The following is a 22,383-nucleotide window of genomic DNA, read 5'->3' on the forward strand; positions in this document are numbered from 1 at the left end:
GACTGGATTTATGCAGCTGGTTTTACAGACAGGCGCTCACTTTACCGAGCAGGAAAGACTGATCAAATCGGTCTTGCGCAACAAGGAATCTTTTGCCCAACGGGGCATTGTTGTGCCGGGGCCAAACAGCTATCGCGGGTTGGTGCGCGAGACGTTGAATGCCATGCGCAAAACACCGGCGTCCCCGCAAGCCCGCGAGGTTTTGCTGGATGTCATGCTGGATGGAACACCTGCCGAGCGGTTGATCCTGTCGGATGCAAATTTCTTTCGTACCGCAGGCACGGCGATTCAGGAGGGGATTCTTTATCCTGCCGCAGCAGGGCGCATGGCGCATATGGCCGCGCTTTTTCCCGACGACGAGGTCGAAATTTTTCTGGCGATGCGTAATCCGGCCACCTTTATTCCAATCGTTTATGGCACGGCCATTGATCAATCGGATGATGCCTTTTGGGGGGGACGCAATCCACAGGATTTGCGCTGGTCCGATACCATCGCCGATATCCGCGAGGCGGCGCCAAATGTGCCGATCACCGTTTGGTGCAGCGAGGACACGCCGGTCATCTGGTCGCAAATCATTCGCGAACTGGGCGGGTTAGAACCTCACGAAAAGATCGCCGGTGGTTTTGATCTTTTGGCGAGCATCATGTCCAAGGAGGGGATGGAGCGGCTACGCAGCTATATGCACCTGCATCAGGATATTAGCGAAATCCAGAAACGCCGGGTGATTACGGCCTTCCTCGATAAGTTCGCACTTGAAGACGAGATCGAGGAAGAACTCGACATGCCGGACTGGACCGATGAACTCGTGGACGAGCTGACCGATCTTTATGACGAAGATATGCTGACGGTCCAGCAGCTCGACGGGGTGCGGATGATCGCCCCTTAACCGGTTCGGGTTTACGCGTCTAACGGCCACCATGCGACACCGGCAGCGGGGATTTTCTGACCGTTCCAGTCTTGCGCTTTGGGGGCATAGTTGAACGCAAAACGATGCGTTGCCGTATCGCGCAGCCGCAACCCGTGCGGCAGGCGGGACCGTGCGATATTCGCACAGATCAGGTCCACAAGCCTGTCCCACAGGGCCGTATCGGGCCAGCCCGCCAAATAATGCAGCGTGCCATTTGTCACGAGCAGTTTTGCGCCATCCTCACCAGTGATCACAGCGGGTGCGCTACCCTCAAGGGTCTCCACCCAATGCAGCACGGCACCGCCGCCCGCGACGCGGCGCGTTGTGGCAGGCGGCAGGCTTTCGACCCGCGTAACAGCGATGTCGAGATCCGGCAGGTTGGGGCCAAGCGGCAAGGCCGTCGAAAGTTCGGATGTCATCAGATTGCTGCGTGGTCCGATCAGGCAGGGAATCTGTGTCGTGGCAAGGGCCGCCAACAGCGGGGCGGACAAGGTAGCCAATCCGGGCGCGAAAACCGCCTTGTAACCTGCCAAATCGTCGCCTGTTGCATCAGGCGGCAGGATATCGACCGACAGGCCCTGACGGCGTAGCGCCTTGTAAGCATCAAAAACCAAACGAAAATAATCGAAATCAGCGCCCTGCGGCAGAACCTTCCACGCCCAATCGGAGGCGTAATCAAACACCAGTGCAACCGGTGCCTGTGCATGCGCGACATCGGGCATCCGTCTGAGTTCCTCTGCCACAGCAGCGGCTTCACCAAGCCCCGCGGCGGGCTGGTCATCGGGGCGCATCAATCCGGCGTGCATCTGTTCCTGCGCAAACGGGGCCTGACGCCAGCGGAAATAGCTGACCACCTCGGCCCCATGTGCAAAGGCTTCCCACGACCACAGGCGCACCATGCCGGGCAGGGGGGCGGGGTTATAGGGGGCCCAGTTCACCGGACCGGGTTGCTGTTCCATCACCCACCAGCGACCCTTGTTCATCGCGCGGTACAGATCGTGGTGAAAGGCCTGCATGTCGGGATCACCCTGTTGCAGGTACTGCGCCTTATGCGCGGCGTCCCCTTCCAACCTGTCTGATAGAAAGCCGATGGGATAGCTGTCCCATGACGCGATATCCAGATCGCGCGCGACGGCAAAATGGTCGAATTCAAGAACGCGGCCCATGTAGTTGTGAATGAGCGGCGCGTCAGTCAACGGGCGCAGCGCGGCCACCTGTGCGGCATTCCAGTCGACCACCTGATCGCTGGCAAATCGGCGAAACGCCATTTCATGCGCAGGGTTGGCTTGGGTCACCGTAAGGTTGGGCAGGTCGATCTGATCGAAATCATCATATTCCATCGACCAGAAAACATTACCCCACGCCCGATTAAGCGCACCAACGCTTTGATAGTGTTGGGCAAGCCAGTCGCGAAATGCGTGCCGCGCGGCGTCAGAATAGCTGAGGACGGTATCATGACAGCCGTATTCATTGTCGATTTGCCACGCCGCAATGCGTGTATCGCGGCCATAGCGTTTGCCCAAAACGGTCGCCATTTGCGCCGCTGCCTGCCGGTATCCGGCGTGGCTGTGACAGTAGTGCCGGCGCGACCCGAATTTGCGAGGCTGACCTGCGGCATCAAGCGCCAGCATATCGGGGAAGCGGTCCAGCATCCAGCGCGGCGGCGTGGCCGACGGCGTGCCGAGCACGATCTTCAATCCCGCCTGCGCAAGCGTTTCTATCGCAAGATCCAGCCAGTCGAAATCAAACGCGCCAGCCTGCGGTTCCAGCCGCGACCACGCGAATTCACCGATCCGCACCCATGTGATACCCGCCGCGACCATGCGCGCGGCATCCTGCGCCCAGTCTTCTTGCGGCCAGTGTTCGGGGTAATAGCAAACGCCAAGTGTCCGTTTCACAGGATCACTTTCGGCTCTGGCAGACCTTGGGCCATATCTGCGAAAAGATATGTCGCACCGTTCACTGCATCTTGGGGCAGACCTTCATCGGCGGAGGTCACATAAAGATCGCGCAGGTCTTCGCCGCCAAAGGCAGGGCAGGTGGGTTGACGGGCTGGCACATCCAGGCGGCGCTGTTCTGTCCCGTCGTGGCCAAAGGCGATGACGCAAGAGCTGCCCCAGATTGCAACCCAAAGCGTACCATCGGCATCTGTCACCGCACCGTCAGGGTTCAACCCTTTGGCACTAAGATCGATAAACACTTCTGGCGCACCGACAGGCCAGCCGTCACCGGCGTTCAATGGCTGGCGCATTATCTTTTGTGTGACGGTATCGGTGTAATAGGCACAGCTTCGATCAGGGGCAAAGCAGATGGCGTTGGTGATTGTGATATCGCTGACCAGCTTGCGCAGTTCCCCGCGGTAATAGCGGTAAATCGCGCCTGCCTGCTTTTGCGCTTCTTTGCCCATGGTGCCAATCCAGAAGCCGCCCCAAGGGTCGGCGCGCCCGTCATTGGATCGGGTGACCGGATTGTCAGCTTCCAATGCGCAAATCTGGGTTTTGTCGCCCGACGGAATGTCAAACCGCCACAGCGCCGTTTCCGAAGCCAACACCAGCGTGTCTTTATCCACCCAGCCCGCCGCAGAGAAATGCGCATCGAAATCCCACGAATTGACCGTATCACCTTGACGTGAAAACAGGCGTTTTCCCAGAATATCAAACCAGAACAGCGTGTTGCGTTCAGGATGCCACAGCGGCCCTTCACCCAAGGTACACGCGTGAGGATCGAAAACACTCATGCGGTGGCGTCCTGATATGCCGCGACAATCGCGCGTGCGCGCGTGCCGACTTCTGCCGCGCTGAACCCCGGTTTATAAAGCGCCGAACCAAGGCCGAAACCATCCGCAGATGCCGCGATCCAGTCGCCGAAATTCTCGGGGCCCGCACCGCCCACTGCATAGACCAAAGTGCCGGTAGGCAAGATTGCGCGCATCGCGGAAAGGCCGGATGTGCCAGCCATCGCACCGGGGAAAAGTTTCAGCCCGTCCGCCCCGGCATCAAGCGCTGCGAAAGCTTCGGTCGGGGTGAAAATGCCTGGCCAGCTTTGCAGACCGCGCGCTTTGCTCGCTTGGATCACGTCGACATTGCAATTGGGGGACACGATGATCTGCCCCCCGGCCTGCGCCACCGCGTTTACGTGCTCGACCGATAAAACCGTGCCTGCGCCGACTGTGGCAGCGTCGCCCAGATGGCGGGCCAGCGCCGTTATGCTTTGCAACGGGTCGGGGGAGTTCAGCGGCACTTCGATCGTGGTGATGCCAGCGTCGATCAAAGCTTCGCCAATGGCGGGCGCTTCGGCGGGGGTTACACCGCGCAGGATGGCGATCAGGGGCAGGGTCATAGGGTGTCCTTCCAACGGCGATAGGCGGCGGTAAGCCCCGCCAGTGTCATGCGTTCGGCGTCCGCGATGGTGGCAGACGCGCCTTGGGTTTGCAGGGCGCGGGCATAGGGGGTTGCGGTGCCATCCGCACCGATGATGGCGATGTTCGTGCCAAGCCAGTAGGGGCGGGCGGCGGCCAGTTCGGCCCCGATCAACAACCCCGACAACCGCGCCCGTCCGACGTCGGCGGTGGCACCCTCCAGCAGATCATCGGCACGGATCGCAAACAGGCGGGCGGCGAGTTTTTCGGGTTTGCTCAGGGCGTCTTCGATGGTGACATCAAAAGTGGCCTGATCCCAATGTTCGGCGTTGACCGAGTGGCGCAGCACCGATTGTCTTGAAAGAAGCGCAAATAATTCGCCGCTCATGTAGGTTTGGAAACTGATCACCTCGCCGGCTGAAATCTGGACCCATTTCGTATGGGTGCCGGGCAGGCATATCACCCCGTCCCAATCAGGGTTCAGCGCAAGGAAACCGGCAATCTGGGTTTCTTCGCCGCGCATCACGTCCGACGGTGTGGATTGGCGCAGACCTGCGATCACCTGAACATTGAAGCGATCGGAGGGGGCGCGCACCGTACTTTGCGCCAGGGGGGCACAGGGCACGACGTTATAAGGGGCCTCGACCCAGCCCTGACGCGACCCGACCATGCCGCAGGCGATGACCGGTGTCTGTGCCGGCACGTCCCAAACGTCAACCAACGCGGCGAGCGCAGGTTCGAACCCGTCACGCGCTAGCCCGCCCATGCCATCGGAGGAGGACACATTGGCTGCGGCGCGCCCGTCCTTCATGGCCCAAGCCCGCAGGTTGCTGGTGCCCCAATCCAGCGCGATCCAATCCGGTGTCACGCTCATCCTGTCACCACCACGCCACCGTCCACGACCATGCACTGGCCGGTCATCATGCGGCTGGTGTCAGAGGCAAGGAACAGTACGGCATCGACAACATCCTGCGGTGCCAGATGCGTCTTGAGGCATTGTTTTTCCAGATGTGCAGCCAGCCCGTCGGGGGTTGCCCATTTATCAAGCTGCTTTTCGGTGAGCACCCAACCCGGTGCCAGCGCGTTCACCCGTATCCCATCCACGCCGAATTCGCGCGCCAATCCGCGGCTTAGTGCGGTGATGCCGCCGTTTGCCGCCATATAGGCAGGATAACCCGCTTGCCCCATCATATAGCTGATCGAGCTGAAGTTCACGATTGATCCCGCCCCCTTGGCCTGCATCTGCGGTGTCACCGCCTGAGCGGCAAAGAAATATGCCTTGAGGTTGATCGCCTGCAATCTGTCCCAGTCGTCGGGTGTCAACTCGGCGGTGCTGTGACGCGCGTCATTGGCGGCGTTGTTGACCAGAACATCAATCGGCCCATGGGCAGCTGCGGCCTGAGTGATGGTTTCATTCAATCGCGCGGTATCAGTGATGTCGCCTTGCAAGAACAGCGGGGCAGTGCCGTGCTTTTCGGTCATTTCCGCCACAAAGGTGCTGGCATCCGAGCGCCCGATAAAGGCCACCTGCGCGCCCTGCGCCATGAAACCGTCCGTCAGGGCCGCACCGATGCCCGAGCCGCCGCCGGTGATGAAAACCGACTTGCCCTTGAGGTCGTGAAATGTGGCGTTCTGGGTCATGCTCGGGTGTCCTTTTGGTGTCACAGGCGGGTGCCTTCCAGCACCCACATGGTTTCGGGAAAGCGCCACGGCAGGGTCACGCCACTTTGCATCAGGGCGCTACCACTAAGGGTGACAGGGCCGTCTTTCAACAGGTGCGCCGCGCGCGATAGATGGGATGCAGAAGCGCGGTTGCGCAGGCTGATTTGATAACGCGCCGTCGGGTCCAGTCGCGTCAGCCGCAAGGGGCGCGGTGCGATCTGGGTGGAAGGTGTGGTTTGACCGGCAAAGACCACAAAGCGGCTGCCATCTTCGGCCAGTTGCTGTTCGGCAATTACCGCAGGATCCGCTGCATCCAGTCGCAGGATGTCGGCGCGTTCCATCCAGTCGCGGTTGGCTTTCCACCATGTGGTGACATCGCGCAGGACCTGCTGTTCGCGGCTGTCGAGCTCGCGCGGGTCCATTTCGAACCCCATGTGCCGCTGTGCCGCGACCCATGCGCGCAATTCGATGTCGAGTGTGCGACCCGAAGTGTGGCACTTGCGCGGGCCGACATGGCTTCCGGTGACAGCGAGGGGCAAAAACAGCGCCGCGTTGTGCTGGATTTTCAGCCGTTCCAGCGCATCGTTGCTGTCGGACAGCCAAACCCGCTGTGTGTGTTCCAGAATGCCAAAGTCGATGCGCCCGCCGCCCGAGGCACAGCTTTCGATCTCCACCTGTGGAAAGGCTGCGCTCAGCCGGGAGAGCAAATCATAGGTGCCGCGTGTCTGCGCCGCGTCGGGTGTGGGCAGCACGCGGTTGTGGTCCCATTTGAAATAATCGACGGCATAGGCGGCAAGGATCGCGGCAATCGCGTCGAAAAGATAGTCGCGCACGGCGGGCAGCGCCATGTTCAGCACCTTTTGCTGGCGGCCCAAAATCTGATCCCTATCCCCCAAGACCCAACCGGGATGGGCGCGGTAAAGATCGCTGTCGGGATTGATCATTTCGGGTTCGAACCAGATGCCGAAGGTCATGCCGCTGGCGTGGACGTGGTCGATCAACGGGCCAAGCCCTTGCGGGTATTTGCGCAGATCCACCGTCCAGTCGCCCAACGATGTCGTGTCGTCATCGCGTTTGCCGAACCAGCCGTCATCCAGCACAAAGCGTTCCGCCCCAAGAGCGGCAGCGCGGGTCGCAATGTCCTGAAGTTTTGGGATGTCATGGTCGAAATAGACAGCTTCCCAGCAGTTGTAATGCACAGGACGCGGGGTTTGGGGTTTCGCCCAAGTGATGATGCGGTCGCGCAAGTGGCGTTGGAAAGCCGCAGCGCAACCGTTCAACCCCTCGGCCGAAAAGGTTGCATATAGCGGCGCGGTGTCGAAACGGGTGGCAGGGGCCACTTCGGTGTCCGACGCATTGCCGAACTGGATCTGGCGACGCCCGTCGGGCAGTTCTTCCGCGATCATGCGGTGCCCGCCGGACCAGCCGTAGTGAAATGCATAGGCGTCGCCGTGGGTATTTGCGGTGCCGGTGCAGGGGACGACCAACGCGGGAAAGTGTTCGTGCCCTGTGCGCCCGGTGCGGCTTTCGCGCTGGCGGATGCCGGCGGACCATGGGGTGCGCTGCTGTTGAAACTCGCCACACCAGCGGCCGGCGAAATCTAGCATTTCGCTTGCCGCTTGCGGTGCGGGCAGAACAGGCGCGGCGAGCCATTGCAGATGGACGGGTAATTCCGAGTGCAGGCTGGCCGTCAAGGTTAGCATCTGCGTTGTGACATCCAAAGCAACCTGCGCGATATAGGTCAGACCCTGCGCGCCGTCCGTACAGGTGAAAAGCAACCGGTCCTGATCCTGCTCGACGTCGCTTAAGGTGAGTTTGGGCAGGACGGGCGTTCCATCCGCCGCCCGCAAAACCATGCCCGCTTGGCCCGGAAAACTGCGGCTGGCTTCGGGGCTGAGCGACAGCGCGGGGGTGGCATCCAACATGCCGCCGGTCACGTCCAGCTGCGTGGCACCCGCAAGCGCGACCAGATCTTCGTCCTGTGGAAGGGGCGCGCCCCAATAGATCACCGCCGGACAGCCATCCGCCATCGATCCAAAAGCCAGCGTTTGGCTTGGCCCGTCTAACCGCCATGTTTTCATTACTTGACCGCCCCCAGTGTGAGGCCCGCGATAAAGTGTTTCTGCATCAAAAAGAACATCGCGACGGGGGGGAGGGCCGCGACAATGCTGCCTGCGGACATGAGATGGTACATGGCGCGGAACTCGGAATTGAAGGCGGTGATGCCTGCGGTAACGGGTTGGCTTTCCGGCCCTTGGGTCAGGACCACGGCCCAGAAGTAATCATTCCAGATGAAGGTAAAGATCAGCACCGCAAGGGCCGCAAGCGCCGGTTTCATCAAAGGCAGCACCACATGCCAGAAGATCTGGATTTCTGAGATGCCTTCAACACGGGCCGCTTCGATCAACTCGAACGGCAGGGCGCGAATAAAATTGCGCATGAACAGGGTGCAAAATCCGGTTTGAAACGCGATGTGAAACAGCACAAGACCGGTCTTGGTGTTATAAAGACCCATATCAAGGGTCAGGTCGCGCACCGGCACCATCAGGATCTGGAACGGCACAAAGTTGCCCGCCACGAACATGAAGAACACCCAGATGTTCGCTTTGAACCGGTATATTCCCAGCGCAAAGCCTGCCATCGCCGATAGTGCGACAGCACCGATCACTGTCGGCAGGGTGATCAGGAAAGAATTCAACAGATATCGCGGCATATCCGAGTTAAAGAACACCTGACCGTAGTTTTCCGCAAAATCAAAGGAGGACGGCACACCCCAATAATTCGCATTGGTGAAATCCGCGCCGGGTTTGATCGAGAAGATGGCAACAGCCAGCAGCGGTAACAGCCAGACGATCAACGCCAGCGGCAGCACGGCTTGGTACATGGTTTTCGCAGCGGCGGGGCGTTTTTCAAGCGGGGTCGGGAACATTATCGCTTCTCCTCGCGGTACATGGACCACAGGAAGTAGGCGATGAAAATCAGCATGATCGCGAACAGCACCACGGCGATGGCCGCACCGTAGCCCATGCGGAAACCATATTCCGACAGCGCGACCTCGAACATATAATAGGCCAGCACGCGGGATGATCCGAAGGGCCCGCCACTGGTCATGATCGAGATCAGATCGAACGAGCGCAGCGCGCCGATAATGGTGACGACAAAGGCGATGAACGTGGCAGGGCGCAGTTGCGGCAGCACCACGTGCCACAGCATCCGCAACCCCTTGGCACCGTCAAGTCGGCCCGCTTCGATCTGTTCGGGGTTCACGGCGTTGAGGCCCGTGAGGTACAGGATCATGCAATAGGCGGTCTGTGGCCAGAGGCCCGCGATGATCACGCCGTAGGTCACGTATTTCTCATCGCCCAGCATGTTGATTGGACCTGCACCAAACCAGCCCAGAAAGACGTTCAGAAAGCCGAATGCGGGATCATAGAACCACGTAAAGACAAGGCCGACGACGACTTGGGAGATCACGAAGGGGAAAAAGAACAGCGACTTATAGAGCCGGATGCCGGTGACTGTCTGGTTCAGGAATAGCGCGATGAACAGCCCCGCAGGGATCGCCAAAAGGTAGAGCACCAGCCAGATGACGTTGTTTTTCAAGCTGGTGTAAAACGCATCGCGGTCGATGAATTCGTAATAGAGGTCTTCGTAGTTGCGCAGACCCACGTATTCCTTCGCCCCCAAACCATCCCATTCATAAAGGGACAGGTTGAAGGATTGGAAAACGGGGTAGACCACGTAAAAGACGAAAAACAGGATTGCGGGGGTCAGGAACAACCACGGGGCCAGCGTTTGCTGGTTACGGTGCCAAAAACTGCGCTGGACGGTCGGGTCTGACATGTTGATCCTTGCGGCAGGGTGCTTTGAAACGGCACCTTACGAGGGGGACGGCAGGGCAGGTGCTTGCGGGGAAGGCACCAAAGGGACGGGCGCGCCGTTCGGACGCGCCCGTCTGTTGGGTTAGCGGTAGATGCGACCGCGCGCGCGCTCAAGCTTGCTCAAGATACGGTCGAGCTCGTCCGGCTTGACCATGAATTCCTGAAAACCTTCCATCGCGACCTTTGCCATTTCGGCAGGGGCATCCCGGTCAAAGAACTGCGCAACACCGCCGGTGGCGTTGTTTGACAGCATCTCGAAACCTTCCTTGAGGAACTTGTCGTCATCCACCGAGGATTTGTTGTTCACTGGCAGCTGACCAAGGGCGTCACCTGCGTTGATCAGGGTCTGGTTCTCGGCGGAGGCCACGAACTTGAGGAACGCACGCGCGTTGTCCTTGTTCTTGGCATTGGCGGGAATGTGGAAGGTGTCCGTTGGCGCATCTTCGGCCAATTCGACATCGCCGTTGATGGCAGGGAACTGGTGGAAGTCCAGCTTGCTGTCATCCAGACCCGCTTCGCGTAGGGGAGCGACGGCAAAGTTGCCTTTCAGGATCGCGGCGGCGTCGCCATTGGTCATGAAGGGCAGCGATTCCTGCCAGCTGTAGGCGGTGTGGTCGTCAATGAACGCGCCCATGTCTACCAGCTCTTTCCAGTTGGCAAATGTCGCTTTCACACGCTCGTCGGTCCATTCAACCTTGCCCGCTGTGAGATCGGCGTGGAACTGATAGCCGTTGGTGCGCATGTTGAGGTAGTCAAACCAGCCCGCAGCGGTCCACAGGAATTTGGACCCGAGGGTAAAGCACTTTTTGCCCGAATCGAGGACCGCCTGACAGTTGGCTTTGAACTCTTCCCAGTTTGTCGGCTCGGACAGGCCCAGCTCTTCATAGATGTCTTTGCGGTAGTATACGCCCCACTGGTAGTAGGTGTAGGGCACGCCCCACTGCTTGCCATCCAGCGTCATCGCGCCCTTGGTGGACGCCAGCTCTTCGCTCAGCGTGCCTTCCCAAACGTCCGATACATCTTCGAACAGGCCCGCATCCACGTAAGGACGCATGCGGTTGGCGGCGTACCAGTTGGCCACATCGGGCGCATCGGCGGTCAGAAAGTTGCGGATCTGGGTTTTATAGGCCTCGCGGTCAATCACTGTCAGCGCGATGTCCAGATCAGGGTGCTGTTCGCCAAAGCGCGCCACCATGCCTTCCATCACTGCCCGAGGGGCAGGGTTGGACATATCAGAGAAAATGACCAGATCGCCGGACAGTTTCGCGTGCCCGTCGGCAAAGGCGGCACCGGCCAGCATGGTCGTGCCTGCAAATAGCGCAAGCGCCTTGGATGTGAATGACGTCATGAGGATCCTCCCGAGATCGCAAATTGGTTCCATTATTTGAAACCAAGTTTTATATATTGAAAACTACACCGCACCATGCAACCTTTGTCAAGTGGTCATGCAGGTCATCAGTGTGGCGCTGGCAGTTACAAGACCACAAGGGGGGAGAGCCATGTCCGGCGACGGTACAGTTGGCAAAGCAATGGATGTTCTGGATCAGGTGGCCGCGTTCGGCCGCCCCGTCCGCTTTGGCACCTTGCTAGAGGATAGCCCCTTTCCCAAGGCGACGCTTTACCGGTTCCTGCAAACGCTGACCAACCAGCGGCTGCTGGCCTATGACGCGGAGTTGCAGACCTATTCCGTCGGGGTGCGCCTTGTTCGGCTGGCCCATGCGGCGTGGAGGCAGACCAGCCTTGCACCGCTTGCGCGGGCACACCTTGATGCGCTGAGCCATAAGATCGGGCTTACCGTGCATCTGGCCCAGCTTGATCACGGGCAGGTGCTGTATATCGACAAACGCAACGCGGCCCAGCCGGTCGAGATGTTTTCGGAGGCGGGCAAGATCGGGCCGGCTTATTGCACCGGCGTGGGTAAGGCGATACTGGCGCACCTGCCGCCGGTCGAACAGGCGCGTGTGATGGATCAGCAGAGTTTCCATCGCTTTACCGCGACCACGCTGGATACACCGCAGGCGCTGGGCGACGAGTTGAGGAACATCGTCGCGCGCGGGCATGCCTATGATCGCGAAGAACATGAACCCGGTATCATTTGCATCGCCGTACCGATCCTGTCCTCCAGAGGGCAGGTGCTGGGCGGGCTGTCGATCACCGGAGCCACGCGCCAGACCGATTACACGAAACTGGATGCACTGGTTCCCGACCTGACCGCAACCGCATCGGCCATTGCCGCGGATGCGGAGGCATGGCGTTTTCCGGTGCATTTGACCCAAACACCACCCCTCGAGAAACAGAAGGCTTAACCCCATGACAGGTGTGACACTGCAAGGCGCGATCAAACGCTACGGCGAGGTTCAGGTTATCCATGGCATTGATCTGCAGGTAGAAGACGGCGAATTCTGCGTTTTTGTCGGGCCCTCGGGGTGTGGCAAGTCCACGTTGTTGCGGATGATTGCAGGGCTTGAAGAAACCAGCGAAGGGACGATCCGCATCGGAGCGCGCGACGTGACCCGCGCCGACCCCGCCGAGCGCGGCGTGGCGATGGTGTTCCAGACCTATGCGCTTTATCCGCACATGACGGTCGAGCAGAACATGGGCTTCGGCCTGAAGATGAACGGCGTGCCCAAGGCGGAAGTTGCGGCAAAGGTGAAATCCGCTTCCGACATTCTGAAGCTTGATGAATATCTGAAACGCAAACCTGCCAACCTGTCAGGGGGGCAACGCCAGCGTGTGGCAATTGGCCGTGCCATTGTACGCGGACCCGAAGTGTTCCTGTTTGACGAACCCCTGTCGAACCTGGACGCAGAGCTGCGCTTCGAGATGCGCGTTGAAATCGCCCGACTGCACAAAGAAATCGGCGCGACGATGATTTACGTCACCCATGATCAGGTCGAGGCGATGACGCTGGCAGACAAGATCGTGGTGCTGCGGGCGGGTCATATCGAACAGGTTGGCGCGCCGCTGGACCTTTACCGTGATCCTGACAACCGCTTTGTCGCGGGGTTCATCGGGTCGCCCGCGATGAATTTTCTGAAAGGGACTGTCACAGACGGCGGCATTGCCGTACCTGCGCTGGGCCGCGATGTGACCGTTGACGTGCGTTTGCCCGCAGTGGGGACTGATGTGATCCTTGGCATCCGCCCCGAACATATCGAGGTGCAGCGCGGGCAAGGGGGGCTAAGCGCGGACCTTTCCGAAGCGCTGGGCGGTGTCAGCTATTTGCACCTTGCGACCCATACCGAGGAGCGCATCATCGCCGAGGAACGCGGCGACGAGCGTGCGCGCGAGGGTGATATTGTCGACATCAGTTTCGAACAGCGGCGCGCGATGGTCTTTGATGCAGCCACGGAGCTGCGGATCAGGTAGGGGCGCGGAGCGGCGGGTCACTTCCTTTAGATATAAAATATTTCCGCTTGAAGCATAAACGTTTTCGTCCTAGCGTCCCTGTAACACAGCGGATTTAGGGGACTGGTATGCGTGCGATTTGTCTGGGCGGCGGGCCTGCGGGCCTATATTTCGGGATTTCCATGAAGCTGCGTGACCCCTCTGCCGAGGTCACGGTGCTTGAGCGGAACAGGCCGGACGACACCTTTGGCTGGGGCGTTGTGCTGTCCGATGAAACGCTGGAAAACCTGCAAGCCAACGATCCCGTTTCAGCCGCCGAGATTCGCAAGAACTTTGCCTATTGGGACGACATGGCCCTGATTTATAAAGGGCAGAAAACCGTGAGCAGCGGCCACGGGTTCTGTGGCATCGGGCGCAAGAAGCTTCTGCAAATCCTGCAAGCCCGTGCCAGCGAACTGGGGGTGATCCTGCAATTTGAAACCGAGGTGGAGGCGGCCTCGACCTATCAGGACGCCTACGATCTGGTGGTCGCCTGTGACGGGTTGAATTCCAAAACCCGGCTGGAATTTCAGGACACGTTCAAGCCCGACATTGATGTGCGCAAGTGCCAGTTTATTTGGCTCGGCACCCATCAGAAATTCAACGACGCCTTTACCTTTATCTTCGAGGAAACCGACAAGGGCTGGCTTTGGGTGCATGCCTATCAATTTGATGATGACACGGCGACATTCATTGTCGAATGCAGCCAGCAAACCTTTGACAACTACGGTTTCGGCGATCTGACCCAACAGGAAACCATCGCAATCTGCGAAGAGGTGTTCAGGGAACATCTGGACGGTAACGCGTTGATGACAAACGCTAATCATATCCGCGGCTCTGCATGGATACAGTTCCCGCGGGTGCTTTGCGAGACATGGCACCACGAAAATGTCGTGTTGCTGGGCGATGCGGCGGCGACGGCGCATTTCTCCATCGGGTCGGGATCAAAGCTGGCGCTGGAATCGGCAATATCCTTGGCGGATCAAGTTGTGGCGGAACCCGATATTGCCATTGCCGCCGAGAAATACGAAGCAGCACGCCGGCTTGAAGTGCTGCGTCTGCAGTCAGCAGCACGCAATTCGCTTGAATGGTTCGAGGATGTGGAGCGGTATCTCGACCTTGATCCGGTCCAGCTGAATTATTCCATGCTGACACGCTCGCAACGGATCAGCCACGAGAACCTGCGCGAACGTGACCCCGAATGGCTGGCCGGTGCCGAGAAATGGTTCATGGAGCAGGCCGGTGGCAGCACAGATGAGCCGGTGCGCACCCCGATGTTCGCTCCATTCAAGTTGCGCGATATGACGTTGGAAAACCGCATCGTTGTTTCGCCCATGGCGCAGTACAAGGCGGTTGATGGCACCCCGACCGATTGGCATCTCATCCACTACGGCGAACGCGCCAAGGGCGGCGCAGGGCTGGTTTATACGGAAATGACCTGTGTGTCTGACGATGGGCGGATCACGCCGGGCTGTCCGGGGCTTTACGCCCCCGAACACGAAGCGGCGTGGCAGCGGTTGACGGGTTTCGTGCATCAGGAAACGGATGCGAAAATCTGTTGTCAGATCGGTCATGCGGGCCGCAAAGGATCGACGCGGATTGGCTGGGAGGGCATGGACAAGCCGCTGAGCGATGGCAACTGGCCGATTTATTCAGCCTCCGCCATCCCGTGGTCCGATGAAAACGTGGTGCCTATTGCAGCCACCCGCACCGATATGGATCAAATTCGCGACGCCTTTGTCGCATCGGCGCAGATGGCTGAACGTGCAGGGTTCGACATGATCGAACTGCACGCGGCGCATGGATATTTCATCTCGTCGTTTATCTCGCCACTGTCGAACACACGCAGCGATGAATATGGCGGGAGCCTTGAAAACCGGATGCGCTATCCGCTGGAGGTGTTCACCGCGATGCGCGCCGTCTGGCCCGAAGGCAAGCCGATGTCAGTGCGCATTTCCGCAAACGACTGGGTGGGCGAAGACGGCGTCACCCCACAGGAGGCGGTCAAGATTGCGCAGATGTTCGAGGCGGCAGGCGCCGATATCATCGACGTTTCCGCAGGCCAGACCTCGACCGAAGGGCAGCCGGTCTATGGTCGCATGTTCCAGACGCCGTTTTCGGATCGCATCCGCAACGAGGCGGGGATCAAGACAATGGCCGTGGGTAACATCTATGAAGCGGATCACGTGAATTCGATCCTGATGGCGGGGCGTGCGGATCTTGTGTGTCTGGCGCGTCCGCACCTGACCGACCCTTACTGGACGCTGCGTGAAGGCAGCCAGATCGGTGACCGCCAAGGCAAATGGCCCTTGCCCTATGCGGCAGGGCGCGATCAGATGTGGCGATTGGCCGACAAGGCCGCAGAAATGGAGAAAGTATGAGACAGGTATTGGTAACAGGCGGTGGTTCGGGCATCGGGCGCGACGTGGCACGGGACTTTCTGGCACGCGGCGACGAGGTGACAATCGCAGGGCGCCGTTTGGACGCGCTGGAAGAAACCTCGGGCGGTAAAATGCGGTGCCTGTCCGTTGATATTACCGATGAAGCTTCTGTCAAATCCATGTTCGACCGGCCTTATGACGTTGTCGTTGCCAATGCGGGCGCAGGGCATGGCATGTTGGTCAAAGACATGCCAACGCAGCTGTTTACCGACACGCTTGCGGTCAATTTGACCGGCGTTTTTATGACCTTCCGCGAAGCGCTGGCCGACATGCCTGCAGGCGGGCGGCTGATTGCGATGGCGTCGATTGCCAGCCTGAAAGGCGGGGGTGGATTGGCGGCCTATTCAGCGGCAAAGCACGGCGTTCTGGGACTTGTGCGGTCGGTGGCGATCGAGGTCGCCAAATCCGGCATCACCTGTAACGCGGTTTGCCCGGGGTTCGTTGACACGGAAATGGCGGCAGGCGCGGTCAAGAATGTGATGAAGCGGATGGAGATTGACCAAGGCTCTGCTGAAAAAATGCTGGTGGCCAACAACCCCATGCGCCGGATGATCAACGTCGAGGAAGTGACTGCCGCGGTGCGTTTTCTGGCGTCGCCAGAGGCGTCAATGATCAACGGTCACGATCTGGTCGTGTCCGGCGGCGAGATATGACACAGGCGAAGGACCGCGTGCGGCTGTGGCTTCGGCTGCTGAAAGTCGTGCGCGGGATCGAAAGTGATCTGCGCGAAAACCTGCGGCGTGACCACAACACCACGCTGCCGCGATTTGACGTGATGTCCGCCCTGTCGCGCCACCCCGACGGGTTGAAAATGAGCCAGCTCAGCGGGGTTCTGCGGGTGTCTAACGGCAATGTCACGGGCATCGCGGACCGGTTGAGCGACGAAGGGCTAGTGGAACGTGTGGCGGTGCCGGGCGACCGGCGCGCCATCGTTTTGCGGCTGACAGCGGCGGGGATAAGCGAATTCGAGACCCAGGCGCAGGCCCACGAGAACTGGATTAACGAAAGGCTGAGCGGGGTGAGCCCCGAAGAGGCGCGCGCGATGGCCGCGCGGCTTCAGGCGTTTGCCGAAGCCTCCGAGAGCAGCAAAAAGGAAGACGACCATGCGCAGTGATGTGAAACACTTTTTATGCGAGATCGAAGACGGGATTGCCACAGTGCGGCTGGACCGGCCGGACCGCAAGAACCCGCTAACCTTTGAAAGCTACGCCGAAATGCGCGACTGGTTTCGCGACCTTGTCTACGCCGATGACGTCGACGTGGTGGTGTTTGGATCGAACGGGGGCAACTTTAGCTCTGGCGGCGATGTACATGATATCATTGGTCCTTTGACCAAAATGAACATGAAGGAACTGCTGCGCTTTACCCGGATGACTGGCGATCTGGTCAAGGCGATCGTGAACTGCGGCAAGCCGGTGATTGCCGCCGTGGACGGGATTTGCGTTGGCGCCGGTGCGATCATCGCCATGGCGTCGGATTTGCGCATCGCCACACCCGAGGCTAAGACGGCGTTTTTGTTCACCCGCGTGGGATTGGCGGGTTGTGACATGGGGGCCTGTGCGATCCTGCCGCGCATCATTGGTCAAACCCGCGCCGCGGAACTGCTCTACACGGGGCGGTCGATGTCGGCGGATGAGGGCGAACGCTGGGGCTTTTTCAACCGGTTGGTTTCATCAGACGAACTGGACGCCGATGCTGTCAAACTGGCCAAGCAAATTCAGGCCGGACCGAACTTCGCCCATATGATGACGAAAACGATGTTGGCGCAGGAATGGTCGATGTCGATTGAACAGGCCATCGAAGCAGAAGCGCAGGCGCAAGCAATCTGCATGCAGACCGGTGATTTCGAGCGGGCGTATAAAGCATTTGTAGCAAAAGAGCGTCCGGTTTTTGAGGGGGATTAAGCGTGGCAGACTGCGGGATTGAGTTTAGGGGCAAGATGAAGCTGGGGGGCACGATCCATGTCTGACCGGAGTTTTTTGACTTGGCCGTTTTTTGAAGAGCGCCATCGCGAGCTGGCGGATGCGCTGGACGCTTGGGCGTCGGCCAATTTGGCGGACGTCGATCACAGCGACACGGACGCGGCCTGCCGGTCCTTGGTGTCGATGATGGGCGCAGGCGGCTGGTTGCGTCATTCGGGTGCGCAGGGCGATGAAAAACTGGATGTACGTTCGCTTTGTCTGATCCGCGAGACGCTGGCCCGCCATGACGGCTTGGCCGATTTTGCCTTTGCCATGCAGGGGCTTGGAACCGGCGCAATTTCGCTGTTCGGCACGCCGGAGCAGCAGGCGGAGTGGTTGCCAAAGACGCGCGAAGGGGCGGCGATTTCGGCCTTTGCCCTGACCGAACCGCAATCGGGGTCGGATGTGGCAAGTTCCACGATGACAGCCACCGCGGATGGCAACGGATTTGTGCTGGACGGGCGCAAGACGTGGATTTCCAATGGCGGCATTGCAGATGTCTACACCGTATTTGCGCGCACTGGCGAAGGACCGGGGGCCAAGGGGTTGTCGGCTTTTGTTGTCCCTGCGGACACGCCCGGCTTGAAGGTTGAAGAGCGGCTGGAGGTGATCGCACCGCATCCGCTGGCGACCTTGCATTTTGACGGGGTGAAGGTGCCGGGGTCGGCCTTGATCGGGGAGACGGGCAAGGGATTTGGCATCGCCATGTCGGTGCTGGATGTGTTCCGCTCGACCGTGGCTGCGGCGGCTTTGGGGTTTGCGCGCAGGGCCTTGGACGAGGCGATTGATCGCGTGACGGCACGCCATGTGCAAGGCGCGCCGTTGTCTGATTTGCAGATGGTACAGGGGCATATTGCGGATATGGCGGTGGATGTGGATGCATCGGCCTTGCTGATCTACCGCGCGGCTTGGGCCAAGGATTCCGGCGCGCCAAGGGTCACGCGGGAGGCGGCGATGGCGAAACTGTTTGCCACGGATCACGCCCAGCAGGTTATCGATAAAGCGGTCCAATTGCATGGTGGTGACGGTGTGCGGCAAGGCCAGATGGTGGAAAGCCTGTATCGTGAAATTCGGGCTTTGCGTATTTACGAAGGGGCATCGGACGTGCAGCGGGTGGTGATTGCGCGCCAGACTTTGGGAGGACGTTAAGATGTTGGGACGCTCGGGGCATGTGGATCACTTTGCACGGGACAATCTGCCGGATGTGGCGGCTTGGCCTGATCTGCTTTTGGATGGATTTGCCTATCCCGAGCGATTGAACATCGGCGTCGAACTGACGGATAAGATGGTAGAAAAAGGGTTCGGTGACCGTACCGCCCTGATCGGGAACGGCCGGCGGCGGACCTATAAGGAACTGTCTGACTGGACCAACAAACTGGCCGCTGCGATGGTCGAGAACATTGGCATCAAACCGGGAAATCGGGTGCTGATCCGGTCGGCGAACAACCCGGCGATGGTTGCCTGTTGGTTGGCGGCGACCAAGGCGGGGGCGGTGGTTGTGAACACCATGCCGATGCTGCGAGCGGGCGAGTTGAGCGCGATTGTCGACAAGGGCGAAATCAGCCACGCGCTGTGTGACACGCGTCTGATGGACGAGATGACGGGCTGCGCCAAAACGTCGAAATTCCTCAAAGCCGTGGTAGGTTTCGACGGGACCAGCAACCATGATGCGGAGCTCGACCGTCTGGCTTTGGAAAAGCCGGTGCAGTTTGATGCGGTGGACACGGCGCAGGACGATGTGGCGCTTTTGGGTTTCACCTCGGGCACCACTGGAAGTCCGAAGGCGACGATGCACTTTCATCGGGATTTGTTAATTATTGCGGACGGTTACGGGCGCGAGGTGTTGCAGGTCACGCCCGACGATGTCTTTGTCGGTTCACCGCCATTGGCCTTTACCTTCGGTCTGGGCGGTCTGGCGATTTTCCCACTGCGGTTTGGCGCGGCCGCGACGCTGCTGGAAACCGCAAGCCCGCCCAATATGATCGAGATCATCGAAAAATTCAAAGCAACCGTATGTTTCACGGCACCCACCGCCTATCGCGCTATGTTGCAGGCGATGGAGGAAGGCGCAGATTTGTCCTCCCTGCGCGCTGCGGTCAGTGCGGGCGAAACTCTGCCCGCCCCGGTCTATCACGATTGGCAGGCCAAGACCGGCAAGCCGATGCTGGATGGCATCGGCGCGACAGAGATGTTGCACATCTTTATTTCCAACCGGTTTGACGATCATAAAGCGGCCTGCACCGGCAAACCTGTCACCGGCTATGAAGCCAAGGTGATTGACGCCTACGGAAACGAAGTGCCGCGCGGCGAGGTCGGGCGCTTGGCTGTGCGTGGACCTACGGGGTGTCGTTACCTCGCGGATGACCGGCAGGGCGTTTACGTGCAAGACGGCTGGAACATTACCGGCGACAGTTTTTCAATGGATGCAGAGGGTTACCTGTATTTCGCCGCGCGTAACGACGACATGATCATCAGCGCGGGTTATAACATTGCAGGCCCCGAAGTGGAGGCCGCATTGCTGAGCCATCCCGCAGTCAGTGAATGCGGTGTGGTCGCTGCCGATGACGAGGCGCGCGGATCCATCGTGCAGGCGCATGTCGTTCTGGTTGATGGGTTTACGGGGGATGCGGCATTGGTCAAGGCGTTACAGGACCACGTCAAGGCAACCATCGCGCCGTTTAAATACCCCCGCGACGTCCGGTTTATAGAGGCGTTGCCAAAAACAGCGACCGGCAAAATCCAGCGTTTTGCCCTGAGGGATCCTAAATGAGCGATTTTGACAAGGCTGCCAAAGGCGCCAAGATGGATTTTGCCAAGGACATGTCCTATGGCGATTATCTGGGGCTTGATGCGATCCTGACCGCGCAGCATCCGTTAAGTGATGCGCATGACGAAATGTTGTTTATCGTGCAGCATCAGACTTCCGAGTTATGGATGCGTCTGGCGATCCACGAATTGCAAGAAGCGCGCCGGGTGATGTTGTCGGGGGAGTTGAAACCGGCCTTCAAGATGTTGACCCGTGTTGCGCGGATCTTTGAACAATTGAATTCGGCGTGGGATGTGCTGCGTACGATGACGCCCAGTGAATACACGGCGTTCCGCCCCTCTTTGGGGAATTCATCGGGGTTCCAGTCTCATCAATACCGGCTGGTCGAATACTTGTTGGGCAACCGCATCGGGGCGTTGATGGCGTTGCACAAGCATAAACCTGTGGCTTTTGAGGCGTTGAGTGACGAACTGGCGCAGCCGAGCCTGTATCAGGTGGCAATTGATGTAACCTGTGACCGGATGGGCATGACCCCTATGGCCGGTGCGCCCAGCGACAGCGACTGGCAGGCGGTGCCAGCGGTACAGGACATGTGGCAAAAGGTTTACCAAGACCCCAAGGCCCATTGGGAGCTGTATGAACTGGCCGAAAAACTGGTCGATCTTGAGGATTATTTCCGCCGCTGGCGTTTCAATCACGTAACGACGGTTGAGCGGATCATCGGGTTTAAACGCGGCACGGGCGGGACATCGGGCGTGGCCTATTTGCGCAGCATGCTTGAGGTCGAATTGTTTCCCGAATTGTGGCAAGTCAGAGGAGTCTTGTAAGTGGCGAATGTGCTGAGAAAAGAACAGTTTATCTTGCCCGAAGGGGTGATCTATCTGGATGGCAACTCTTTGGGACCGATGCCGAAAAACGTGCCTGCGCGGCTTTCGGGTGTGATGAACGACGAATGGGCGCAGATGTTGATCGGCGGCTGGAACAAGGCCGGCTGGATGGCGCAACCGACCAACGTGGGCACCTCCATCGGGCGGCTGATCGGGGCAGCTGCCGGATCGGTTGTGATGGGCGATACCCTGTCGGTCAAAGTCTATCAGGCGCTTGCCGCTGGCGTTAAGATGCGCCCGGAGCGCCGTGTGATCCTGAGCGACAAGGGCAATTTTCCGAGCGATCTGTATATGGCCGAAGGTCTGGTCGGGTTGCTGGGGCAGGGGTACGAGTTGCGCACTGTGGCACCCGAGGATGTTGCGACGTCCATCACAGACGAGATCGCCGTGGTGATGTTGACCGAAGTGGATTACCGTACGGGCCGGATGCATGACATGAAGGCGCTGACCAAGTTGGCCCATGACGCGGGTGCGGTGATGGTTTGGGATCTGGCGCATTCGGCGGGGGCCATTCCGGTGGATCTGGCGGCATCCAATTGCGAATTTGCCGTCGGCTGTACCTACAAATATCTTAATGGCGGCCCGGGTGCGCCCGCATTTATCTATGTGCGCCCTGATCTGGCCGACACGGCAGAACCGGCGTTAAGCGGGTGGCTGGGGCATGCGAACCCGTTTGATTTTGACCTGCATTACACCCCCGGCAAGGGGATCGAGCGGATGCGGGTTGGCACACCGCCGGTGTTACAGATGGCAGCCCTTGAAGAGGCGATGAAGGTTTGGGACGGGGTGGATATGGCGGATGTGCGCCGCGCCTCTCTTGATCTGCAAGAACAGTTTATCAAAGAAGTCGAGCAGGCGGTGCCACAGCTGGAATTGGCGAGCCCGCGCGATCCGCAAGCGCGCGGTTCGCAAGTGTCTTTCAGGTTCGAACACGGCTATGCGGCGATGCAGGCGGTGATTGATCGCGGTGTGATCGGCGATTTCCGCGCGCCCGACATCATGCGCTTTGGCTTTACACCGCTTTATCTGGATGCGGCCGATGTGACGGCGGCCGTGGCTGTGATCAAGGATGTGATGACCAACGCCCTGTGGGACGATCCCAAATACAAGGTGCGTGGTCGCGTGACCTGAG

20 protein-coding genes are annotated in these 22,383 nt (G+C 59.5%); 11 read left to right on the plus strand and 9 right to left on the minus strand.

All coding sequences use genetic code 11. From position 1 onward, the window contains the following. Positions 1–10 precede the first annotated feature (10 nt). The gene (locus Z947_RS0111210; RefSeq protein ID WP_025044400.1) at positions 11–886 is read left to right on the plus strand and encodes a hypothetical protein; all 876 of its coding nucleotides are present in this window, start codon (positions 11–13) and stop codon (positions 884–886) included. 11 nt (positions 887–897) lie between these two features. On the opposite strand, the gene Z947_RS0111215 is transcribed toward Z947_RS0111210, so the two are convergent. From Z947_RS0111215 to Z947_RS0111260, 9 genes are all read right to left on the minus strand, one after another. Next, positions 898–2,805, minus strand: a complete 1,908-nt coding sequence (locus Z947_RS0111215; RefSeq protein ID WP_025044401.1) for a beta-galactosidase — start codon at positions 2,803–2,805, stop codon at positions 898–900. Beyond that, positions 2,802–3,644, minus strand: a complete 843-nt coding sequence (locus tag Z947_RS0111220; protein ID WP_025044402.1) for an SMP-30/gluconolactonase/LRE family protein — start codon at positions 3,642–3,644, stop codon at positions 2,802–2,804. The genes Z947_RS0111215 and Z947_RS0111220 overlap by 4 nt, the downstream gene beginning before the upstream one ends. After that, positions 3,641–4,246: a 2-dehydro-3-deoxy-6-phosphogalactonate aldolase gene (locus tag Z947_RS0111225; RefSeq protein ID WP_025044403.1), complete on the minus strand. Its 606-nt coding sequence runs from the start codon at positions 4,244–4,246 to the stop codon at positions 3,641–3,643. The genes Z947_RS0111220 and Z947_RS0111225 overlap by 4 nt, the downstream gene beginning before the upstream one ends. After that, entirely contained in the window at positions 4,243–5,139 is an 897-nt protein-coding gene (locus Z947_RS0111230; RefSeq protein ID WP_025044404.1) for a 2-dehydro-3-deoxygalactonokinase, read from the minus strand. Before Z947_RS0111230 ends, Z947_RS0111225 begins: the two co-directional genes overlap by 4 nt. Beyond that, positions 5,136–5,906, minus strand: a complete 771-nt coding sequence (locus Z947_RS0111235) for an SDR family NAD(P)-dependent oxidoreductase (RefSeq protein ID WP_025044405.1) — start codon at positions 5,904–5,906, stop codon at positions 5,136–5,138. The genes Z947_RS0111230 and Z947_RS0111235 overlap by 4 nt, the downstream gene beginning before the upstream one ends. Before the next feature lie 20 nt (positions 5,907–5,926). Next, a complete protein-coding gene (locus Z947_RS0111240) occupies positions 5,927–8,008 on the minus strand; it encodes an alpha-galactosidase (RefSeq protein WP_025044406.1) in 2,082 nt (693 codons plus the stop codon). Then, entirely contained in the window at positions 8,008–8,856 is an 849-nt protein-coding gene (locus Z947_RS0111245; RefSeq protein ID WP_025044407.1) for a carbohydrate ABC transporter permease, read from the minus strand. The genes Z947_RS0111240 and Z947_RS0111245 overlap by 1 nt, the downstream gene beginning before the upstream one ends. Continuing rightward, positions 8,856–9,770, minus strand: a complete 915-nt coding sequence (locus Z947_RS0111250; RefSeq protein WP_025044408.1) for a carbohydrate ABC transporter permease — start codon at positions 9,768–9,770, stop codon at positions 8,856–8,858. The genes Z947_RS0111245 and Z947_RS0111250 overlap by 1 nt, the downstream gene beginning before the upstream one ends. A 120-nt stretch (positions 9,771–9,890) precedes the next feature. Next, positions 9,891–11,156, minus strand: a complete 1,266-nt coding sequence (locus Z947_RS0111260; protein ID WP_025044409.1) for an ABC transporter substrate-binding protein — start codon at positions 11,154–11,156, stop codon at positions 9,891–9,893. Between the two features lie 151 nt (positions 11,157–11,307). Here Z947_RS0111260 and Z947_RS0111265 point away from each other — a divergent pair, with 151 nt between their 5' ends. The 10 genes from Z947_RS0111265 to kynU all read left to right on the plus strand — a co-directional run bounded on the left by Z947_RS0111265 (position 11,308) and on the right by kynU (position 22,382). Beyond that, a complete protein-coding gene (locus Z947_RS0111265) occupies positions 11,308–12,114 on the plus strand; it encodes an IclR family transcriptional regulator (RefSeq protein ID WP_025044410.1) in 807 nt (268 codons plus the stop codon). Between the two features lie 4 nt (positions 12,115–12,118). Then, a complete protein-coding gene (locus Z947_RS0111270; RefSeq protein ID WP_025044411.1) occupies positions 12,119–13,177 on the plus strand; it encodes an ABC transporter ATP-binding protein in 1,059 nt (352 codons plus the stop codon). Positions 13,178–13,284: 107 nt separating this feature from the next. Continuing rightward, on the plus strand, positions 13,285–15,576 hold the full coding sequence (locus Z947_RS0111275) for a bifunctional salicylyl-CoA 5-hydroxylase/oxidoreductase (protein ID WP_025044412.1): 2,292 nt from the start codon (positions 13,285–13,287) through the stop codon (positions 15,574–15,576). Next, the gene (locus Z947_RS0111280; RefSeq protein ID WP_025044413.1) at positions 15,573–16,289 is read left to right on the plus strand and encodes an SDR family NAD(P)-dependent oxidoreductase; all 717 of its coding nucleotides are present in this window, start codon (positions 15,573–15,575) and stop codon (positions 16,287–16,289) included. Before Z947_RS0111275 ends, Z947_RS0111280 begins: the two co-directional genes overlap by 4 nt. After that, positions 16,286–16,750, plus strand: coding sequence for a MarR family winged helix-turn-helix transcriptional regulator (locus Z947_RS0111285; RefSeq protein ID WP_025044414.1), 465 nt, complete (start codon positions 16,286–16,288; stop codon positions 16,748–16,750). The genes Z947_RS0111280 and Z947_RS0111285 overlap by 4 nt, the downstream gene beginning before the upstream one ends. Next, positions 16,740–17,540, plus strand: coding sequence for an enoyl-CoA hydratase family protein (locus tag Z947_RS0111290; RefSeq protein ID WP_025044415.1), 801 nt, complete (start codon positions 16,740–16,742; stop codon positions 17,538–17,540). Before Z947_RS0111285 ends, Z947_RS0111290 begins: the two co-directional genes overlap by 11 nt. A gap of 57 nt (positions 17,541–17,597) precedes the next feature. Next, entirely contained in the window at positions 17,598–18,746 is a 1,149-nt protein-coding gene (locus Z947_RS0111295) for an acyl-CoA dehydrogenase family protein (protein WP_025044416.1), read from the plus strand. 1 nt (position 18,747) lies between these two features. After that, the gene (locus Z947_RS0111300) at positions 18,748–20,367 is read left to right on the plus strand and encodes an AMP-binding protein (RefSeq protein ID WP_025044417.1); all 1,620 of its coding nucleotides are present in this window, start codon (positions 18,748–18,750) and stop codon (positions 20,365–20,367) included. Continuing rightward, positions 20,364–21,191, plus strand: a complete 828-nt coding sequence (locus Z947_RS0111305) for a tryptophan 2,3-dioxygenase (protein ID WP_025044418.1) — start codon at positions 20,364–20,366, stop codon at positions 21,189–21,191. The genes Z947_RS0111300 and Z947_RS0111305 overlap by 4 nt, the downstream gene beginning before the upstream one ends. Then, a complete protein-coding gene (gene kynU, locus Z947_RS0111310; protein ID WP_025044419.1) occupies positions 21,192–22,382 on the plus strand; it encodes a kynureninase in 1,191 nt (396 codons plus the stop codon). The last annotated feature ends 1 nt before the right edge of the window (position 22,383 follow it).

Origin of the sequence: Sulfitobacter geojensis (genome assembly GCF_000622325.1) — a bacterium.
Taxonomy (GTDB): domain Bacteria; phylum Pseudomonadota; class Alphaproteobacteria; order Rhodobacterales; family Rhodobacteraceae; genus Sulfitobacter; species Sulfitobacter geojensis.

What these genes read in the sequence shown, in the direction of transcription:
- Z947_RS0111210 (WP_025044400.1), top strand. Translation starts at nt 11, where the DNA reads ATGCAGCTGGTTTTACAGACAGGCGCTCACTTTACCGAGCAGGAAAGA.
- Z947_RS0111220 (WP_025044402.1), bottom strand. Translation starts at nt 3,644, where the DNA reads ATGAGTGTTTTCGATCCTCACGCGTGTACCTTGGGTGAAGGGCCGCTG.
- Z947_RS0111225 (WP_025044403.1), bottom strand. Translation starts at nt 4,246, where the DNA reads ATGACCCTGCCCCTGATCGCCATCCTGCGCGGTGTAACCCCCGCCGAA.
- Z947_RS0111230 (WP_025044404.1), bottom strand. Translation starts at nt 5,139, where the DNA reads ATGAGCGTGACACCGGATTGGATCGCGCTGGATTGGGGCACCAGCAAC.
- Z947_RS0111235 (WP_025044405.1), bottom strand. Translation starts at nt 5,906, where the DNA reads ATGACCCAGAACGCCACATTTCACGACCTCAAGGGCAAGTCGGTTTTC.
- Z947_RS0111240 (WP_025044406.1), bottom strand. Translation starts at nt 8,008, where the DNA reads ATGAAAACATGGCGGTTAGACGGGCCAAGCCAAACGCTGGCTTTTGGA.
- Z947_RS0111245 (WP_025044407.1), bottom strand. Translation starts at nt 8,856, where the DNA reads ATGTTCCCGACCCCGCTTGAAAAACGCCCCGCCGCTGCGAAAACCATG.
- Z947_RS0111250 (WP_025044408.1), bottom strand. Translation starts at nt 9,770, where the DNA reads ATGTCAGACCCGACCGTCCAGCGCAGTTTTTGGCACCGTAACCAGCAA.
- Z947_RS0111260 (WP_025044409.1), bottom strand. Translation starts at nt 11,156, where the DNA reads ATGACGTCATTCACATCCAAGGCGCTTGCGCTATTTGCAGGCACGACC.
- Z947_RS0111265 (WP_025044410.1), top strand. Translation starts at nt 11,308, where the DNA reads ATGTCCGGCGACGGTACAGTTGGCAAAGCAATGGATGTTCTGGATCAG.
- Z947_RS0111270 (WP_025044411.1), top strand. Translation starts at nt 12,119, where the DNA reads ATGACAGGTGTGACACTGCAAGGCGCGATCAAACGCTACGGCGAGGTT.
- Z947_RS0111275 (WP_025044412.1), top strand. Translation starts at nt 13,285, where the DNA reads ATGCGTGCGATTTGTCTGGGCGGCGGGCCTGCGGGCCTATATTTCGGG.
- Z947_RS0111280 (WP_025044413.1), top strand. Translation starts at nt 15,573, where the DNA reads ATGAGACAGGTATTGGTAACAGGCGGTGGTTCGGGCATCGGGCGCGAC.
- Z947_RS0111285 (WP_025044414.1), top strand. Translation starts at nt 16,286, where the DNA reads ATGACACAGGCGAAGGACCGCGTGCGGCTGTGGCTTCGGCTGCTGAAA.
- Z947_RS0111290 (WP_025044415.1), top strand. Translation starts at nt 16,740, where the DNA reads ATGCGCAGTGATGTGAAACACTTTTTATGCGAGATCGAAGACGGGATT.
- Z947_RS0111295 (WP_025044416.1), top strand. Translation starts at nt 17,598, where the DNA reads ATGTCTGACCGGAGTTTTTTGACTTGGCCGTTTTTTGAAGAGCGCCAT.
- Z947_RS0111300 (WP_025044417.1), top strand. Translation starts at nt 18,748, where the DNA reads ATGTTGGGACGCTCGGGGCATGTGGATCACTTTGCACGGGACAATCTG.
- Z947_RS0111305 (WP_025044418.1), top strand. Translation starts at nt 20,364, where the DNA reads ATGAGCGATTTTGACAAGGCTGCCAAAGGCGCCAAGATGGATTTTGCC.